General features: G+C 61.8%; 16 protein-coding genes and 1 pseudogene. 9 read left to right on the top strand and 8 right to left on the bottom strand.

The genetic code is table 11. From position 1 onward, the window contains the following. The first annotated feature begins 145 nt into the window (after nucleotides 1-145). From SINAR_RS0111090 to sucD, 4 genes are read left to right on the top strand one after another with little or no spacing between them, the layout of a single operon-like run. Nucleotides 146-1336 (top strand): aminotransferase class V-fold PLP-dependent enzyme, encoded by a 1191-nt coding sequence (locus SINAR_RS0111090; protein ID WP_027999163.1) that lies wholly within the window; start codon nucleotides 146-148, stop codon nucleotides 1334-1336. A 22-nt stretch (nucleotides 1337-1358) separates the two neighbouring features. Then, entirely contained in the window at nucleotides 1359-2303 is a 945-nt protein-coding gene (locus SINAR_RS0111085) for an HpcH/HpaI aldolase/citrate lyase family protein (protein WP_027999162.1), read from the top strand. A 12-nt stretch (nucleotides 2304-2315) separates the two neighbouring features. Further along, complete coding sequence (locus SINAR_RS0111080; RefSeq protein WP_027999161.1) at nucleotides 2316-3500, top strand: malate--CoA ligase subunit beta; 1185 nt, start codon at nucleotides 2316-2318, stop codon at nucleotides 3498-3500. A 13-nt stretch (nucleotides 3501-3513) separates the two neighbouring features. After that, the gene (gene sucD / locus SINAR_RS0111075; protein WP_027999160.1) at nucleotides 3514-4413 is read left to right on the top strand and encodes a succinate--CoA ligase subunit alpha; all 900 of its coding nucleotides are present in this window, start codon (nucleotides 3514-3516) and stop codon (nucleotides 4411-4413) included. A gap of 128 nt (nucleotides 4414-4541) precedes the next feature. Here the strand turns inward: sucD and SINAR_RS0111070 are convergent, their stop codons facing one another. The 4 genes from SINAR_RS0111070 to SINAR_RS1000000138280 all read right to left on the bottom strand — a co-directional run bounded on the left by SINAR_RS0111070 (nucleotide 4542) and on the right by SINAR_RS1000000138280 (nucleotide 7213). Further along, nucleotides 4542-5255, bottom strand: coding sequence for a DNA helicase (locus SINAR_RS0111070; protein ID WP_027999159.1), 714 nt, complete (start codon nucleotides 5253-5255; stop codon nucleotides 4542-4544). A 405-nt stretch (nucleotides 5256-5660) separates the two neighbouring features. Further along, nucleotides 5661-5831 (bottom strand): hypothetical protein, encoded by a 171-nt coding sequence (locus SINAR_RS1000000137160; protein ID WP_158500193.1) that lies wholly within the window; start codon nucleotides 5829-5831, stop codon nucleotides 5661-5663. After that, nucleotides 5812-6624: an MFS transporter gene (locus tag SINAR_RS01000000133410; RefSeq protein ID WP_336884851.1), complete on the bottom strand. Its 813-nt coding sequence runs from the start codon at nucleotides 6622-6624 to the stop codon at nucleotides 5812-5814. Before SINAR_RS01000000133410 ends, SINAR_RS1000000137160 begins: the two co-directional genes overlap by 20 nt. After that, on the bottom strand, nucleotides 6536-7213 hold the full coding sequence (locus SINAR_RS1000000138280; RefSeq protein WP_336884850.1) for an MFS transporter: 678 nt from the start codon (nucleotides 7211-7213) through the stop codon (nucleotides 6536-6538). Before SINAR_RS1000000138280 ends, SINAR_RS01000000133410 begins: the two co-directional genes overlap by 89 nt. A 117-nt stretch (nucleotides 7214-7330) precedes the next feature. On the opposite strand from SINAR_RS1000000138280, the gene SINAR_RS0111055 reads away from it, so the two are divergent. Then, nucleotides 7331-10306 (top strand): NAD(P)-dependent oxidoreductase, encoded by a 2976-nt coding sequence (locus SINAR_RS0111055; protein WP_027999158.1) that lies wholly within the window; start codon nucleotides 7331-7333, stop codon nucleotides 10304-10306. Between the two features lie 85 nt (nucleotides 10307-10391). Next, nucleotides 10392-10529, top strand: a pseudogene (locus tag SINAR_RS1000000136605) (electron transfer flavoprotein subunit alpha/FixB family protein); the annotation flags it as partial. Here the strand turns inward: SINAR_RS1000000136605 and SINAR_RS0111050 are convergent. Beyond that, nucleotides 10529-11221, bottom strand: a complete 693-nt coding sequence (locus SINAR_RS0111050) for a redoxin domain-containing protein (protein ID WP_027999157.1) — start codon at nucleotides 11219-11221, stop codon at nucleotides 10529-10531. The pseudogene SINAR_RS1000000136605 and the gene SINAR_RS0111050 sit on opposite strands and share 1 nt — an antisense overlap. A gap of 54 nt (nucleotides 11222-11275) precedes the next feature. Here SINAR_RS0111050 and SINAR_RS1000000137155 point away from each other — a divergent pair, with 54 nt between their 5' ends. Further along, nucleotides 11276-11446 carry a hypothetical protein gene (locus SINAR_RS1000000137155; protein ID WP_158500192.1) on the top strand — a complete coding sequence of 57 codons (171 nt, stop codon included), beginning with the start codon at nucleotides 11276-11278 and terminating at the stop codon, nucleotides 11444-11446. Between the two features lie 90 nt (nucleotides 11447-11536). On the opposite strand, the gene SINAR_RS0111045 is transcribed toward SINAR_RS1000000137155, so the two are convergent. The 3 genes from SINAR_RS0111045 to SINAR_RS0111030 all read right to left on the bottom strand — a co-directional run bounded on the left by SINAR_RS0111045 (nucleotide 11537) and on the right by SINAR_RS0111030 (nucleotide 13891). Further along, nucleotides 11537-12166, bottom strand: a complete 630-nt coding sequence (locus SINAR_RS0111045) for a LysE family translocator (RefSeq protein WP_027999156.1) — start codon at nucleotides 12164-12166, stop codon at nucleotides 11537-11539. A gap of 361 nt (nucleotides 12167-12527) precedes the next feature. Further along, entirely contained in the window at nucleotides 12528-13007 is a 480-nt protein-coding gene (locus tag SINAR_RS0111035) for a GNAT family N-acetyltransferase (protein ID WP_027999154.1), read from the bottom strand. 398 nt (nucleotides 13008-13405) lie between these two features. After that, entirely contained in the window at nucleotides 13406-13891 is a 486-nt protein-coding gene (locus SINAR_RS0111030; RefSeq protein ID WP_027999153.1) for a GNAT family N-acetyltransferase, read from the bottom strand. Between the two features lie 645 nt (nucleotides 13892-14536). Here SINAR_RS0111030 and SINAR_RS0111020 point away from each other — a divergent pair. Continuing rightward, on the top strand, nucleotides 14537-15598 hold the full coding sequence (locus SINAR_RS0111020) for an endonuclease/exonuclease/phosphatase family protein (protein ID WP_027999152.1): 1062 nt from the start codon (nucleotides 14537-14539) through the stop codon (nucleotides 15596-15598). A gap of 366 nt (nucleotides 15599-15964) precedes the next feature. Continuing rightward, a complete protein-coding gene (locus SINAR_RS0111015) occupies nucleotides 15965-16969 on the top strand; it encodes a LacI family DNA-binding transcriptional regulator (protein ID WP_027999151.1) in 1005 nt (334 codons plus the stop codon). Nucleotides 16970-16977: the final 8 nt, after the last annotated feature.

The following is a 16977-nucleotide window of genomic DNA, read 5'->3' as shown; positions in this document are numbered from 1 at the left end:
TTGCAAGTGACCACCCGTTAGGACCGCTGCTGCGCTGCTCGTCGGGGACTCTTTTCTGCCTGAGCGAGTGTTGTGCGGACATGATCCGGAAGGCAGCCTTGGCACCGAAGAAACGCCGTCCGCGGACGCAGCCATTGGAGGAACGATGTCAGGCTACAATCATCTTTTCATTCCCGGCCCCACCAACATTCCCGAACAGGTTCGCCAGGCGATGAACCTGCCGATGGAAGACATGCGCTCCCCTCGGTTTCCCGAGTTGACATTGCCGCTCTTTGCCGACGTCAAGAAGGTCTTCAAGAACCGGAACGGCCGCGTTTTCATCTATCCTTCCTCGGGCACCGGCGCCTGGGAAGCGGCGATGACCAACGTGCTTTCACCCGGCGACAAGGTTCTCATGAGCCGTTTCGGCCAGTTCTCGCATCTCTGGGTCGACATGGCAGAGCGGCTGGGTTTCGAGGTCGATTGCCTCGACATGGAATGGGGCACCGGCGTGCCGGTCGACCTCTATGCCGAACGTCTTGCCGCCGATGAGACGCACCAGATCAAGGCCGTCTTCGTCACCCATAACGAGACCGCGACCGGCGTGACCTCCGATGTCGCCGCCGTGCGCGCGGCGCTCGACGCCGTCGACCATCCGGCATTGCTTTTCGTCGATGGGGTCTCCTCGATCGGCTCGATCGATTTCCGCCAGGACGAATGGGGCGTGGACTGCGCCGTTTCCGGTTCGCAGAAAGGCTTCATGCTGCCAGCTGGCCTCGGCTTCCTCTCGGTCAGCCAGAAGGCGCTCGATGCTTCCAGGACCGCGCGCCACATGCGCTGCTACTTCTCCTTCGATGACATGATCAAGACCAATGACGCGGGTTACTTCCCCTATACACCGCCGACGCAGCTCCTGCGCGGCCTGCGTGCCTCGCTCGACCTGATCTTCGAGGAGGGCCTCGAAACCATCTTCGCCCGCCATCGTCACCTCGCGAACGGCGTCCGTGCCGCGGTCTCTGCCTGGGGCCTGAAACTCTGCGCGACCGAGCCGAAGTGGCATTCCGATACCGTCTCGGCGATCCGCCTGCCCGACGGCATCGATGGCGTCCAGGTTATCAAGCATGCCTACAGCACCTACAGCACCTCGCTCGGCAGCGGCCTCTCCAAGGTGCAGGGCAAGGTCTTCCGCATCGGCCACCTAGGTTCGCTGAACGAAGTCATGGTTCTGGGCGCGCTTTCGGCCGCTGAACTCACGCTGCTCGATTGCGGCTTGAAGATCGAGCCCGGCTCGGGCGTGGGCGCAGCGATCAAGCAGTTTCGCTCTGCCGCCACGGCGTCGACCGCCAAGGCAGCCTGAAGAAATCGGAAGGGGAAACTCCGTGAGCCACACGATACGTCATCTCAGCCGGCTGCGCCTGCAGCGAAGCGAACTCGCCGTCCCGGGCTCGAACCCCGAGATGATCGAGAAGGCCGCCAATTCCGAGGCCGACTACATCTTCCTCGACATCGAGGATGCGGTGGCGCCGGCGGACAAGGAGCGCGCTCGTGCCAACATCGTCGCTGCCCTCAATCAGATCGACTGGGCCGGCCGCGGCAAGACGATCTCGGTCCGCATCAACGGGCTCGACACCCAGTACATGTATCGTGACGTCGTCGATCTTATGGAACAGGCGGGCGACCGGATCGACACGCTCCTGGTGCCGAAAGTCGGCGTGCCTGCCGATCTCTACATGGTCGAGGCCATGGTCAACCAGATCGAGATTGCCAAGGGTTACAAGACCCGCGTCGGCCTCGAGGCGCTGATCGAGACCGCGCTCGGCATGGCCAATGTCGAGGCTATCGCATCTTTCGGCGGCCGGCTCGAAGCGCTGCATTTCGGCGTCGCCGACTATGCCGCGAGCCTGAAGGCCCGCACCGTCAGTATTGGCGGCCTCAACCCTGACTATCCCGGTGACCAGTGGCACTTCGGCCTGTCGCGGATGACGGTTGCCTGCCGCGCTTACGGTCTGCGTGCCATCGACGGCCCCTTCGGAGACTTCTCCGATCCCGACGGCTACAAGGCCGCAGCCCGCCGTGCTGCGGCCCTCGGCATCGAAGGCAAGTGGGCGATCCATCCGAGCCAGATCGCCTTGGCCAACGATATCTTCTCTCCGCCGGAGAAGGAGGTCGACCGCGCTCGTCGCATCATTGATGCGCTGGAGCTTGCCGAGAGCCAGGGCAAGGGCGCCGCGTCGCTCGACGGCAAGATGATCGATGCCGCCTCGGAACGCATGGCGCGCAACGTGCTCGCCACGCATGACGCAATCACCGCCGGCCGCCGCTGACAGGAGGGACCTATGGACATTCACGAATATCAGGCCAAGGAACTACTCTCCCGCTACCACATCCACATCCCGCGCGGCGGACTTGCCTATAGTCCGGAGCAGGCGGCTTATCGCGCCAGGGAGATCGGCGGCGACCGGTGGGTGGTAAAGGCGCAGGTCCACTCCGGCGCGCGCGGCAAGGCGGGCGGTATCAAGCTATGCTCGTCCGACCACGAGATCGTTGAGGCCGCCGACTCCATGCTCGGCCGCACGCTTGTGACGCACCAGACCGGGCCGCAGGGAAAGCTGGTGAGCCGCCTCTATGTCGAGGAGGCGATGGATATCGCGCGCGAGATTTACATCGGCTTCGTGCTGGACCGAAAATCGGAGCGCATCATGATCGTTGCCTCGTCTTCGGGCGGCATGGAGATCGAGGAGATCGCCGAGGCCGAGCCCGACTCGATCATCCGCGCGACCGTCGATCCCGGCGTTGGAATGCAGGACTTCCAAGCCCGCGAGATCGCCTTCGGGCTCGGCATCGACAATGCCTTGATCGGCCGCGCCAGCCAGACGCTCATCGGTTGTTACCGCGCCTTCGTCGACTACGACGCCTCAATGCTGGAGATCAACCCGCTCGTGGTGACTCGCGGAGGTGACCTCGTGGCTCTCGACGCCAAGATGAGTTTCGACGAAAACGCGCTCTTCCGCCGACCGCACATCTCGGAGATGCGTGACAAGAGTCAGGAAGATCCGCGCGAGACATACGCATCGGATCGCGGCCTCTCCTATGTCGGCCTCGACGGCAATATCGGCTGCATCATCAATGGCGCGGGCTTGGCCATGGCCACCATGGACATGATCAAGATCGCCGGCGGCGAGCCCGCGAACTTCCTCGATATCGGCGGTGGCGCCTCGCCCGAGCGGGTGGCGAAATCCTTCCGGGCCGTCCTCACGGACAAAAACGTCGAGACCATCCTCGTCAACATCTTCGCCGGGATCAACCGCTGTGACTGGGTGGCGGAAGGCGTGATCAAGGCTTTACGTGAAGTGGGCGTGCCGGTTCCGCTCGTCGTCCGTCTGTCCGGCACCAATATGGAGGAGGGCCGGCGCATCCTCGCCAATTCAGGCGAGAACATCATCGTCGCGGAAACGCTGGCCGAAGCGGCCGACAAGGCGGTCGCCGCCTGGCGCGCGTTCACTGCCGGCAAGGCTGCCTGAGGAGATCCGAGATATGTCCATTCTGCTTGACAAGAACACCCGCGTCATCGTCCAGGGCCTCACCGGCAAGATCGGCAGCTTCCATGCCGAGGACATGAAGCGCTACGGCACGAATGTCGTCGGTGGCGTCACCCCCGGCAAGGGCGGCCAGGCTCATCTCGGCATGCCGGTCTTCAACACGGTGAAGGGCGCCGTGCAGGAAACCGGTGCGGATGCCTCGATCGTCTTCGTGCCGCCGCCCTTTGCTGCGGACTCCATCATGGAGGCGGCGGATGCCGGCATCCGGCTCTGCGTTTGCATCACCGACGGCATTCCCTCCCAGGACATGATCAGGGTCAAGCGATACATGAGGCGCTATCGGTTCGAGGATCGCATGACCCTGATCGGGCCAAACTGCGCGGGCATGATCACGCCTGGAGAGGCGATGATGGGCATCATGCCTGGGTCGATCTATCTGCCCGGCCGCATCGGCATCGTTGGCCGCTCCGGTACGCTCGGCTATGAGGCGGCGAGCCAGATGAAAACGCTCGGCATCGGCGTGTCGACCTCGGTCGGTATCGGCGGCGACCCGGTCAACGGCTCGTCCTTCAAGGACATGCTGGCACTGTTCGAAAAGGATCCGAACACCGACGCGGTCTTGATGATCGGCGAGATCGGCGGCCCGCAGGAGGCGGAAGCCGCGCTCTGGGCGCGCGACCATATGAAGAAGCCGCTGATCGCCTATATCGCAGGCCTTTCGGCCCCGAAGGGACGCCGTATGGGTCATGCAGGCGCGATCATCTCCGCCTTCGGAGAATCGGCGCAGGAAAAAGTCGAGATACTGAAGAGTGCGGGCGTCGCGATCGTTCCGACCCCGTCGTCCTTCGGCGAGACCGTGGCGGAAGTGCTGTCCGCCATGGGCAAGGCCGCCTGAATGGAAAACCCCGTCGCCAGCGGGAGAAGCAAGTAGACGGATATTGGTGAGTGATGGCATTTGCGGACAGAAGCCCGCATTGCGAATCCTGCCGGAACGCCTCCACGGTGTTCCGGCGGGAGATGAGTTCAGCCCACATCCTGAAACCGCACCGCTCCGTCGTGTAGAAAGCAGGCTTTCGAGAAGATGCCCAACTGAATGGGATTGGGCAGGCGAATGTCCCCGATGCCTGGAACGGGATTGCGCTCGGGGTCGAAAGAACGGTCGATCTGCGAGATGAAGCCGAGAATGACCCCAGTATTGCGAGCAAATTCCTGTAGGACGAGCAATTGGTCCGGAAGTGGAGGCTTGCTTCGCTGCTGATCGAGGATTTGCAGATAGTCAATGACCGCAACGGTCCCGCGAGGCGATCCGGAAAGATGCTTTACGACGAAACCGGCGCTGATCTCGTCCGAGGTCACGATTTCCAGCTTGTCGCCAATGTCGTGATCACCCTCGTCCAGTGATCGGATACGCTCCATTGCCTCCCATTCAGTGTACTCCAAGGTGTAGAAAATGGCCCTCCTTCCCTCACGGACAGCATCCATCAGAAGGTTTAGCCCCAGCAAGGTCTTGCCGTGTCCAGGACGAGCGCCCAACAACAGAAGGTCGCCATCCACGAGCCGGGATAGCAATGCTTTTGAGGGCGGATCCATCGCGGAGCGAGACGATAGCAAGCTCCATCCGGCGAAGCCCTCCTCAAGCGCGATGCGATCCAGGGCTTTATGCAAGGCGATTTTTTCGTTTCGGGCCAGAGATTTGGCCCGACGTTTCAGCTGGTAGATGGGGGCAGACAACCGTATCATGGAACCTCCATTCCGAGCCAGAAACGCAACCCCTCCTTATGCGACGCTCGAATCAGATGGTTCGATGATCTCGTTACCCCGTATGTGCGATACTTCCCCAACGGAGGGAGGAGGCGTGGGCCAAGCCTGTGCGACAGAGAATAGCGGACCCGCTGATTCGTCACAAGCGTCTAAGTCGGTCCGGTTCTATCGGCGTATGGCAGCATCGATCTTTCGCGTCCCTCGGAGAGAGCAAAGGGCCAATGCGCGCCATAGCGCGAGCAAGTTCGGATCGCTGCAATGGGTCGAAGGCGCGAGCAGCCTCGAGCGCGCTGGTTAGCGACATTGAGTGCCTCTGGTGTCTATTTAACGCACGTCCGACGTCATCGCGCATGAAGCGTCACGAGGACCGTCCGCCCAAGGCTACGGATAGACGCCATGGCGCCTGAGATAGAGCAGCTGGACCAGCAGGAAGCGGCCTTGTTCATCAAGGACGACGGCGCTCGCCGCCACGGTCGGACGTTTCCGGATTATTTTGAACTCCTCCTCGAGACGGCAGCCGACTTCCGTCTTGCTACGAAACTGTGCCGGCATGCCGCCGCTCTGTAACAGCGGCAAATATCGACGCCAACAATGCGAACAGCGCGGTAACGAGCGTCGCGCATAAGAGGCTTTCGACGGCGATCGCCCCTCCCAAGAACAGACCTGCGATGGAAACGATCAATGCCCCACCTCCGATTGACATGGCGGCGGCCAACCCGGCGGCGGTGCCAGCGAGACCGTTGCGCACCGACATCGCTCCCATGTTTGCGGCAGGCAGGGTCAACCCGTTGCCTATGCCGATGAACATACAAGGGCCGAAGAATGCGAGTGGGTGTGTGACGCCGAGAAATGCGAGGATGGGGCCGGCCAACAATCCAGCGCAAGTCAGGAGGCGAGCCAATATCAACAGAGTGGTTCGGTGTATCGCGGCGCCAAGATGACCCGTCAGATAGCTTCCGCAGATGAACCCGGCCGGAATCATGCCCATATAGAGGCCAAGTACTGCGCTTGATCCGCCGATGGCGAGAGGCGCGCCAGCAAGGAAAACGTAGAGCGTTCCGGTCGGTCTGGTCGACAGCGACGCAGTTTCTTTCAGCTCTCGCATCGAAAGAATTAGCACGGCTGCGCCGACGAGAGCGAGGACGACGAAGACCATTCGCCAGCCGAACAACTCATCGAGGGTTCCGCCAATGGTTGGGCCGAGCATTGGCGCGATTGCCCAAGCCATCGCCGCATAACCCATTCTGCTTGCGCCCTCATGGTCGGTGGATGTCTCCTTGATCGCAACGAGCGCGACCGAAAAGCAGGCGGCGATTGCCGCTTGCGCAGCACGGCAGGCAAGCAAGATCGTGATGCTGGGGCGCAAATGCGCACCCGATCGAGGCGAAGATGAACAGGACGATCGAGATCAGCGCCACCGGCTTGCGCCCAAAACGATCCGAAATCGCGCCGGAGATTAGTTGGACGAGGGCAGTGCCAACGGCATAGCCTGCGACGGCGAGATTGATCAGTGCGGAACCGGCATTGAATTCGCCTGCGATCTTCGGCAGCGAGGGCGCGATGATGTTCACCGGAAGTACTGAGAGCGCAGACAGCGCGACCAGGATGGCGAAGCGCGATGGGGGGCTCTTGGCGGCTGGGACTCCCAAGATGGCTTGCGGCGTTGAGGGTGAAAGAGCGAAGTAGCGCCGGGCAGGGCGGCTGATGCCAAGCTGCTTGGCGGCTTCCGCCGGAGATGTTTTCGCCTCGCTTCGTTCTACGTTAGCGTTATTTTGCGGGAAGCCAGCGCTATGCTCTCTGATTACAGCGGAAAGCGGTTTCTGCGATTCCTCGCACCTCAGGCGGATGTTCCGGAGGCGGTTCGCTGGCACACCGCATCGTTTCCGCACATCCTTGGAGCCTTTACGACGGTCCGAAGGCCGAAAGACCGCCAATCGCAGGCGAAGCCATGACGCATTCCGCGTGCTGTTCGGCGCATATGAGGTCTCGTTTCTGAAGTGTTCGATCCACTATTCCCGCATCCTCACGCCTCGCAAACAGATAGGCAGATCATGATGAATATCGCGCAGATGCAGGAACAGCGACTGAAGGCACTCCAACTGACCAAATCGGGCGCGCCGAGGCTGCCTTCCAATCCGTTCTTCGGCGTCGGCCCGATCACCGATGCGACCACCGACGAAGTGGACAGCCGTCTGCGGCGCATCGCCTTCGATGCCTGGATCGAGAAGACCTATCGCAAATTCGACGACAGGGGCAACGATATCGGCGGTTTCACCACTGCCGAGATTTCGCGCAGCATGCACCGCGGCTATCCGGCGGACAAGATTCTGACTGACATGATGCGGGCGATCCATCGCTATTTCGGTTTTCCGAAGACGAACCGCATGGCCGTGGGGCTCGGCGGCGGCCACAGCGGCTTCACCGTCTGCGTCCAGCACCTGATGAACGCCAACGACGGTTCCCAACGCATCTATGTCGATACGCCGCGGCCGGAGAGCGATCCGTCGAAGGCCGCCGGATTCTTCCGCCAGTCCTGGGCCACCCAGCTGATCGAGATGCAGCGCTTTGCTGAAAAAGGTTGCGAGAGCCGCATCCATTTCGCCTCCTCGGAAGGCGTGATCCCGGCGGCCGAAGAGCTCTCGGCCCTCGACGTCTCGATTTTCGTCGGAGTCGGCCACGAGACGACCGGAGCCAATGCCTATACCAGCCGCGAGATCCGCGAACTCTTGCGGTGGATAGACGGTGATCCGGCAAACCGCCACGCAGTATTCGATGCCACCTCGATGCTCGGCGCCATGCCGTGGGAGCCCGAACTGGTTTCCGCCGTCATGGCGAAGTGCTGCCTTTTCATGCCGTTCCAGAAGGCAATCGGCGGGGTTTCCGGCTATTTTGTCGCCTCCTTCACGCCGCATGCCCTGGCATTGATCGAGCGGAACCAGCAAGACCCTGCCTGGGCGATCCCGCGCCAGCTGAAGATCGCGCCGCCGATCGATCCCAGGCAGCCGTTTTCGGCCAAACGCTCCGTCGACGCAGGGCCGTTCTACGATGCTGCCGAAGACCGCATGCTTGGCGGCGTTATCAACACGTACAGCGCGCTCGCCTTTGCCGAGACCACGTTTGGCCTGCTGCAGTCGGAGGCGCGCGTTGGCTCCGTCGTTGACCTCAACCGCCGCTCCGCCGCCAACCGCAAGGTGATCGACGAATGGGTCGCGTCGCATCCGCTTCTGTCACTGACTGTCAACGATTCCGAGCGGCGCGGCGCGGCGGTGACGCTGCTGAAGGTCGAAGACGACGGCATCACCGATCCCGACATCCATGCCCGCATCATCGCCCGTTCGAAGCAACTGCTCGGGTATGAGGGCATTACCCATCCGAACGGCGAGTACGAGCCCGGCCTCGACGCGGCCCGGTACGTCAATGCCTTTCCAGGCACGCCCGGCGACTACCGCGCCTGGGTCGGCGGCATCCGCGAGCCGGAAGATGTCGTCGCGCTGCTGGAGAATCTCCAATATGCCTATCTGCGCGCCAAGATCGTCGTTCTCGAAGAGGAGCTGGAAAAGCACGGCGTGACCTTCGAGGCACCGGCCAAGACCGAAGGCGCCGTCCGCAAGGACGATCCGAACCGTGCCTACACGGTGCTGATCGCCGATCTGGTCGGCCTGCGCTTTGGCGCTGACGGCGAGCCTGACCATAGCGAGGTCAGGACCTATATCGAGGAAAAGGGCGGCATCTTCCATCTCGGCGCGGTCGGCGATCGCGCAGGCCTTGAAAAGGGCCGCATCCATTTCTTCTATCAGCCGAACCTCAGCACCGAGGCGGAGATCCTGCCGCAGACCGACAAGGGCCAGTACGACGCGCTGATAGCGGCGGCGACCTTCATTCCGAAGGCCTCGGTCTTTCCGCTCGGCGGCGTGCGCATCGGTGCGGGCACCGGCAATATGGGCTCGGCCTCCTGGGGCGGCGGCAATGGTGAGGGCGGCACTGCGCCCCTGATGAACACGCCTGGTATCAACAGCCGGGCGACCGCCCAAATGGCGATGAAGGCGATCCTGAAGGTCGTTCCCGACCTGCCGGTCGACAGGCTGCACCGCATGGTCACCGAGGGTGACTTCGACACAGGCCGCCAGCTCAAGGATTTTCCGACGGCCAAGCTCGAGGGCCGCAAGATCGCCGTTCTCGGCTACGGCAATATCGGTCGCGAAGTCGCCAAGCTCGCCAGGGCCTTCGGCATGAAGGTGGCGATCTACGCCCGTGAGCATCACAAGCGCTGGATCGAAGCGGAAGGCTTCGAATACGCTGCAAGCCCGGTCGCGGCGGCGTCCGGTGCCGACGTGCTCTCCGTCCACATCGGCCTCGGCCGCCTTGACGCGGCGACCGGCGTCTATTCCAACGCCGGAACTGTCGATGCGACGGTGCTCGGCGCTATGAACGACCGCGCGGTGCTGGTCAACTACGACCGGGGCGAGGTCGTCGATGCCAAGGCCCTCGACGAGGCGCTCTCGTCCGGCAAGATCGCGCACGCGGCGATCGACGCCGACCTCTTCAGGGACGCCGCCACCGGCAAGCTCAGCGGACCGATGCTGCCTTACCTGCCGCTCGAAGAGAAGCACAAGGGCAAGCTCGAGCTGCTGCCGCATGCTGCTGCCGACACCGACCATCCTTCGCGGGTAACCGGTGCGAAGCAGGCGGTCGACCAGATCTTCGACGTCATCCGCTTCAAGTCGGTCACCAATCTCAAGGGCGATCTGCCGGAGGGTTACGTGTCGGCCGGCAGCCGGACGCCAGCCGGCATCGGCCGGGTGACGAAGCAGGTCGTCGCCGAAGTCGGCGGCAGGGCGGAGCATCTGGAGGAACTGCGGCAGACGTCGGAAAAGGTCGCGGCGATCCTGGGCGCGCTCTCTGGCGTTTCCGATCCGAGCCACCGTGGCCGGATGATCGATCGCTATACCGGCCTCCTCGCCGAAAATGTCAACCGGCAGCGGGTGCTGCTGGAGCAGCTCGGTCTCTACGGGCCGGCGGAGGAGTGAGGCACGCTGCCCCCCTGACGAGGGCCGCCGGAGCCGCAACAGGCTTACGGCTTGCCCATCGCAAGCGGCACTCAGGCCGGGATAGCCCGGCCTCTCTGCCCATGTTTCCGATGCGCTGTCGTCCTCCGACCGGCCGGAACTGACCTCGGCGAAGATCATCTCCGGCGGCCGGGCGCTCGGCTCCTCGGAGAAGTTCAAGGAAATCATCCTGCCGGTCGCCGACTACGGCCTCGTCTGGCGTCCCAGGCTATCAGCAGCCGCCAGGATCTGCGCCGCGGTCGGGAATATGCAAAGGTTGTTCGGTCCATCCGTCGCCTCAATTTGCGCCCAGCTGATAAGGCCAGCTGCGTCAACGAGGAAGTGCCCGACGAGCTGAGTGCCGTGCTTCGCCAGGATCGCATTGTCAGCCTCGTCAAGCTCGAAGCCGTCCCTGGCGTTGAGCACAACATTGGCTTCCATAGGAGGCACAGGTTCCGCAAGCTCGCCGGCAGGGTTGATGCGGGCGGCTTCGAACTGCGCCACGGTTGTGCGGTGGGGCCATTCAGGACGCTCGCTGCTGCCATCGGGCAGAAACTCCACACGCGGCACGCCGAAAGCCCCATGCGTGCTGCAATCCGGGTCGCACAGAAGCACTACCGGCGTTGGACGGTGTCGAAAGTAAAGACGGGCGCGTTCCACCGGAGTGTTGATAACGGCCAGGGTCTCTATCCCGGCGGTCAGCAGGGCCGGCTGTACGCCGGCAAGCTGTTCCACCTGACGCCGGCAAAACGGGCAGTGCAGCCCGCGAAAAAAGCCGATCAGGAACGGGCGACCGCGCAGACTGGCGAGAGAGACCATTCCTTCGAAGTTGGCCGCGGGAAGCACGAACGAGGGCGCTGGTTCTCCGGTTTGCAGCGGACGCTTTCGGTCTCCCATGGAATGTTCCTCTATCGTGTCCAGGCGAACAACGCATCACCCGTCGGAGGCAGCATGGCGCGCGGTGAAGAGGCCGCGCAGTATGGTTCGGCACGCCATTCGACCGTCCAAGCCGGGATTCCTGTCCTTTTAACCCGCCTCGGTCACCCTGAACGCATCACCGACGTTCCACAAACTCTGACTATACTGGAAATGATGTCTTCACTCTATCTGGCAAGGCGCTGATCGGCGCTCCCTGCCGCGACCTCGCTGCGAGGCGGGGAGCGAGATCGTCGAGCGTCCGCAATCGGCGCAGCGCGCCGGAAACCGGGTCGATTACTTATTCGTCGCCAATGCTGCGGTTGCCCCAAGGCCGATGAACGAGGTACCGGAGAACCAGCGCAGAAATTGCTGAAAGCGCCGGCTGCGGCGAAGGAAATCGCCGGCGGTGCCAGCTACCAGCGCGAAGACCGCATCGCTCATGATGCCTAGCCCCATGAAGGTGAAGCCGAGGATGAGGATCTGCCAATGCAGCGCGCCCCGTGCGGGATCGGCGAATTGCGGCAGGAAGGCGAGGAAGAAGATCGCCGTTTTCGGATTAAAGAGGTTGACCACAAAGCCATCGCGGAAGGCTCGGCGCAGCGGCTCTGCGGCGACCACCGGTAGTTCGGGGTCGAGTTCCTTGGCCATGAAGGTGCGGATGCCTATCCACACCAGGTAGGCCGCGCCGAGATACTTCACGATGGCGAAGGCCAGCGCCGACGAGACGATGAGGGCGGAGAGACCGATTGCCGCTGCAACAATGTGCACGATGGTCCCGAGGTGAATGCCCATCACCGAGACTAATCCCGCAGTTCGACCCTGTTGGATCGATCGTGCGACGATGAAGAGCACGGCCGGGCCGGGCGTCAACAGCAGCACCAGCGAAGCCACGACAAACAGTCCCCACATGGTCAGATCCGGCATGATGTCCCCCTTTGCTTCGCTTCTCTGATAGAAGCCACATCGTGGTGGCGAAAACAAGGGATCACACGTTTCCCTCATCCTTGTCGCGACGGACATCGTCGCCGATCGGTTCGACGCGGGCGTTCGACTTGGGAGATCGTGTCACAAGGCATGATCTCCGTCAGCATCAGCCCCTATCAACGGATGATCGTTGTTGCGAGCCCAGTCTACGTCGAGGAACGGGGCATTCCAACGAAGCCCCAGGAGCTGACGTCGCACAAATGCATGAACCTCAGGCTGCCGACGAAGAGGGGCGGCTGCAAACCCAGTTCGGCAAATTGCCTGGCTACCCCAACCTACACTGGACGCGAGAGGATTTCGTTCAGATAGCTTGCTCTTGTATTCGAAAGTGAGTTTGGCCGACGTTCCGGAAACCCTGCGCCAGGTAGAAACTGATGGCAGAAGTGTTCTCCGAATTAACGGCCAGCCACAACAACGGGACCCCGTCGTCGGCGCATTTGCGCAACGCTTCGTTCAGCAGGCCCTTACCGATTCCTTTCCCGTGGTGCCTCGGTTGAACGTACAGAGTGCTGATTTCCGTTGTGGAGCAGCCCTGAACAGGTGCCATTTTTCCGGATGTGATCCGAACGAAGCCGTCGATGCCCTCTTCGTTCTCTGAAACGATGATTTGTTCGTCCTTGTTTCCCAGGATCGCTTCAAATCGAGAAACCGTGAATTCGGACATAGCGTAGTCCGCGAAGAAGGCGTTAACTCCCTTACGGATGTATGTTCCAAGCCACACTTCAATCGAGATGGCGGCTAAGCTTGAGGCGTCAGTTTTTATCGCGTTTCTGAAATTCATGCTCTGTCAGCCGATCCCCCCTTTACTTGCTGCTCCTACTGACCATAAGTGAAATCCAGGCTCAAGGTCTGGTTTGGGCTCAATCGTCCCGTTCGTCATGTCCGGCGCCCGTTCAGAATCGATCTTTCCGGTCCAGATCCGTCGCAGGCAGGGTGGAATCCGGAAACGGACGACAAACGGACAATCGCTGTGAACCCGCGTAAGGTCCCTGCACCGATTGGTTTCCATTGATGTTGCTGAGGATCTGCCGGGGAGCCTGGAGGACCGGGTCTTGTCGGTATGACCACGATCGGACGCACTAAAAGTTTCTCTCTCCGAATCCTTGAAGTTTACTTGCCCCCGGAGGGTGAAGTCCAAAATGGGTCCTGGACGCGGGGGCTCGCTTTCACTTGGCGGAGTTAGACTCCCCGCGAAAATGTAAGGACCGTGAGCCCATGGGGGCCAACATTTTCTTCGAGGCGATGCCAGCCAAATGCTTCGTAGAAAGACTGCTTTTCCGGCAACGCGCACAGATAGGCGATGTCGTAACCCAAGCTGAACGCCGACTCGGCTGCATGACGGACAAGAGCTCTGCCGATCCCCTGACCCCGATGTTCGGCTTCGACCCATACGGCAGCCACCCAAGGCGCATATTGCGGACGATCGTCCAGGTCACAGGAGATGATCAGGGTCGATCCCAAATACTTTGCTCCACCGTGGGCAACGAGGCCGAAGGGCAACGTTCCATCATCCAGCATTTCCTCCATATGCTCGGCCACACGTTCGAGCGGGTGGCCTGCTTCTTCCCACCAGGCCCGCCAAACGCGCTCCGCAACCGTGGAGCAGAAGTCGGGCTGATCACGAAGATCCGAGATGGCGTAGAGCTGCGTCTGTAGGCGGGGCATCGCGTTCTCGTGAAAGCGTCAAGCGGGGAGCGGGAAGGACCTATGGCGTAGGTTGCAGTCTACATAAACGAAGACATGCTGCAACGGGCTGCAACTGCGGCTGCAGGATTAGCTCATGCCCGAGTGCGCCGCCTTTTTGAATGGCCGCTGAGAGGGGCAAACCGTGCCATCTAGCGTGCAGGCTGCCGAGGACCTGGTCGAGATTTGCCCTCATCAGTGTCGTGGGTCGGCCGAAACCAGAAGTGCGAGGATGGCGAGGGCCGGCAAACGGGTCGATCTCCGCTCAGCGAATCGCCATCCCGGTCCGGATCAGCCTTCGCTCGGCACAGGCGGGCGAAACCTTATCCAGGAATTGCGTTCGACGGTCGCGCTCCTGCGAGCCGCCAACGAATCTGCTCGAATGCCGACGATCTGATCGGCTTGGCGGCCCAACTGCGGGAAGTCGACGTTCGGCAGCCACTACGGCGCCGCTGACTGAACGATGGTCTCGCCGTCGGCTTCATGGAGGTTTTGCCCTCGAGATTACTGACATGCCAAGCGACGAACCGCGGTCCCCGCCGCATTTGGGGTTCGTCATTCAGCCGTCCTCAGGCTCTGATACAGTTGACCGGCAGGAACTTGAACAAGACGCAATGGAGGGGACTTATGAAACTTAAACGTATGAGCATCGGCACGTTCAATCTCTACAATCTCAACGAGCCGGGATTGTCCATCTACACCGACAAAACCGGCTGGACGCAGGAGGAGTATGATCGCAAGATCGACTGGACCAGCCGCACGATCCGCCTGTTGCATCCCGACATCTTCGGGTTTCAGGAGTTGTGGCACTCGGCGTCTATCGAACGGGCGCTCACCGAGTCCGGGATAGCCGGCGAGTACGATTTGATCGTCCCGGAGAATGCCAACGGCAAACGGATCGTCTGCGCCGCTATCGTACGCAAGGGGCTGATGATCGGCGAGCCTGAATGGATCGAACGCTTTCCGGAAAGGTTCACGCTGAAGAGTTCCGGTGACGATCCTCAGACGCCGGCGATCAGCGTTTCCATCCCGAGCTTCTCGCGCCCGGTGCTGCATTTTCTGGTACGGCCGCGCGAGGATCACGAACCCATCCACGTCTATGTCTGCCATTTCAAATCGAAAGGGCCAACCAAGGTCTTCCGGGAAGACTGGTTCGAGGCCGACGAGGCGATCTACAAGAAGCACGCGACCAGCATCGGTGCGGCGATCTCGACGATCCGCCGAACGGCCGAGGCCGCGGCGTTACGCTTCATGCTGACCGAGCAGATGAAAGGGACCCGCACTCCCGTCGTAGTACTCGGCGACATCAATGATGGTCAGCACAGCAACACCGCCAACATCCTGACCGAGCAGCCGCGCTATCTGGTCGGAGATTCCCTTGGCGGCGGCGATGTCAGCCTCTACACCGCCCAGACCCTGCAGGAGTACCGCAGCACACGAGATGTCTACTACACCCATGTCCATCAGGACATCATGGAGTCGCTCGACCACATTCTGGTCAGCGAGGAATTTTACGACAACTCACGGCGGCGGGTGTGGATGTTCGATGGCATGACGGTCAACAATGACCATCTCAATGCCGATGACCACAAGCAAGCCGGCACCAGCGATCACGGTGTTATCTGCGCCACTTTCAAATACAAGCCGATCAAAGCCGAAGCGCAGGAGATCGCCGACGGTACGGCATGACGACGGCCAAGCCGTGGTGCCTCGCGCGGCCTGAATTTAAGTCAGTGCGGCCGGCTCATGTATGGGGATTGGTCGGTCGCGTAGCAACGTGGCCGGATCTCTTTAGCTGAGCGGAGTTGGCGGCGCGCGTGGGCGCCGGCGAGCGTCAGCAGATCGCAGCCGAGCTGGAGCGGGCAGAAGCGCAGAACCGTCGTGACGCCGGTTTAAAGCCGGGTTCCGGCCCGGTTCTCTTTCGCGATGTTCGCGACAATGCCCAAGCAGGATCGTGCCGTCGCAACAGAAACTCGTTCAACACTCCGCCGGCATCATTTGACCTGAGCCCCTGCTAATGCTAGACGTGGGTAATCGATAACCCAAGGTGAAGCCGTGACCGTCTCTTTGAATGACATCGCCGAGCGCGCCGGCGTCTCCGTGAAGACCGTTTCCGGTGCGCTGCATGGCGGCTCGGCACGTATGTCGGAGCAGACGCGGCTACGCGTCAAGGAGATCGCCGAGGAACTCGGCTACGTCACCAATCTCGCCGCGCGCAGCATGCGGCAGGGCTGGATGCCACTGATCGGCGTCGTTGCCGACGAGTTGATCACCTCGCCCTTCGCAACGGAAATCATCCGCGGCCTCGACGGGGCGGCGCGAGCCTCTGACATGGCGGTTTTTGCCATGACACTGAACGGCAGCCGCGACGTTGGCGCGGTGATCGAGGAGGTACGCCGTTTTCGCCCGCGGGCGATCGCCTATGCCGCCATGTATCACAAGATCGTCGCGCTGCCGGAGGAATTTGTTGAAACAGTCGGTGTGATGATCAATTGCCGCGAAGCGAACGACCGGGTCACCTCACTGGTACCGGATGAGTTTGGCGCCGCCCGTGACATCACGAGTTACCTGGTCGAGGCCGGACGACAGAACATCGCCTTCATCAACCTGCCGGGCCTGCTTGCCGGCGAGTTGCGCGAGGCCGGTTTTCGACAGGCGATGACCGAGGCGGGGCTCGACGGCGCCGGCGCCCGGGTGTTGCCGGCGGTGCGCCGCGCGATCTACAGCGACAGAGCGCATAGCCTCGTTCTTTCCCACATTACCGAGCTGATGAATGGACCGGACCGTCCGGATGCGATCCTGTGCGGCAATGACCGTGTGGCCATGGAGACCTATGCGGCGCTGCGCCGCGTTGGCGCGCAGATCCCCGACGACGTCGCCGTCGCCAGCTTCGACAACCAGGTCGATATCGCCTCGCGTCTCGATCCGCCCTTGACGACCATGGCCCTGCCGCATCGGGCGATGGGCCGACTGGCCGCCGACATCCTGCTTGGCAGCGATACGACACCGGGCCGTTTGCACAAGCTTCCGTTCCAATTGGTAGAGCGGTCATCCGTATAGATCAGTAG

It is taken from the genome of Sinorhizobium arboris LMG 14919 (assembly GCF_000427465.1).
In the GTDB taxonomy this organism is placed as follows: Bacteria; Pseudomonadota; Alphaproteobacteria; order Rhizobiales; family Rhizobiaceae; genus Sinorhizobium; species Sinorhizobium arboris.
Note: the sequence above shows the minus strand (reverse complement) of the source record. Positions and strands in the feature narration are given on the sequence as shown.

Coding starts and splice junctions, on each gene's coding strand:
- SINAR_RS0111090 (WP_027999163.1), top strand. CDS start 146: ATGTCAGGCTACAATCATCTTTTCATTCCCGGCCCCACCAACATTCCC.
- SINAR_RS0111080 (WP_027999161.1), top strand. CDS start 2,316: ATGGACATTCACGAATATCAGGCCAAGGAACTACTCTCCCGCTACCAC.
- sucD (WP_027999160.1), top strand. CDS start 3,514: ATGTCCATTCTGCTTGACAAGAACACCCGCGTCATCGTCCAGGGCCTC.
- SINAR_RS1000000137160 (WP_158500193.1), bottom strand. CDS start 5,831: ATGCCGGCACAGTTTCGTAGCAAGACGGAAGTCGGCTGCCGTCTCGAG.
- SINAR_RS0111055 (WP_027999158.1), top strand. CDS start 7,331: ATGATGAATATCGCGCAGATGCAGGAACAGCGACTGAAGGCACTCCAA.
- SINAR_RS0111050 (WP_027999157.1), bottom strand. CDS start 11,221: ATGGGAGACCGAAAGCGTCCGCTGCAAACCGGAGAACCAGCGCCCTCG.
- SINAR_RS1000000137155 (WP_158500192.1), top strand. CDS start 11,276: ATGGCGCGCGGTGAAGAGGCCGCGCAGTATGGTTCGGCACGCCATTCG.
- SINAR_RS0111045 (WP_027999156.1), bottom strand. CDS start 12,166: ATGCCGGATCTGACCATGTGGGGACTGTTTGTCGTGGCTTCGCTGGTG.
- SINAR_RS0111035 (WP_027999154.1), bottom strand. CDS start 13,007: ATGAATTTCAGAAACGCGATAAAAACTGACGCCTCAAGCTTAGCCGCC.
- SINAR_RS0111030 (WP_027999153.1), bottom strand. CDS start 13,891: ATGCCCCGCCTACAGACGCAGCTCTACGCCATCTCGGATCTTCGTGAT.
- SINAR_RS0111020 (WP_027999152.1), top strand. CDS start 14,537: ATGAAACTTAAACGTATGAGCATCGGCACGTTCAATCTCTACAATCTC.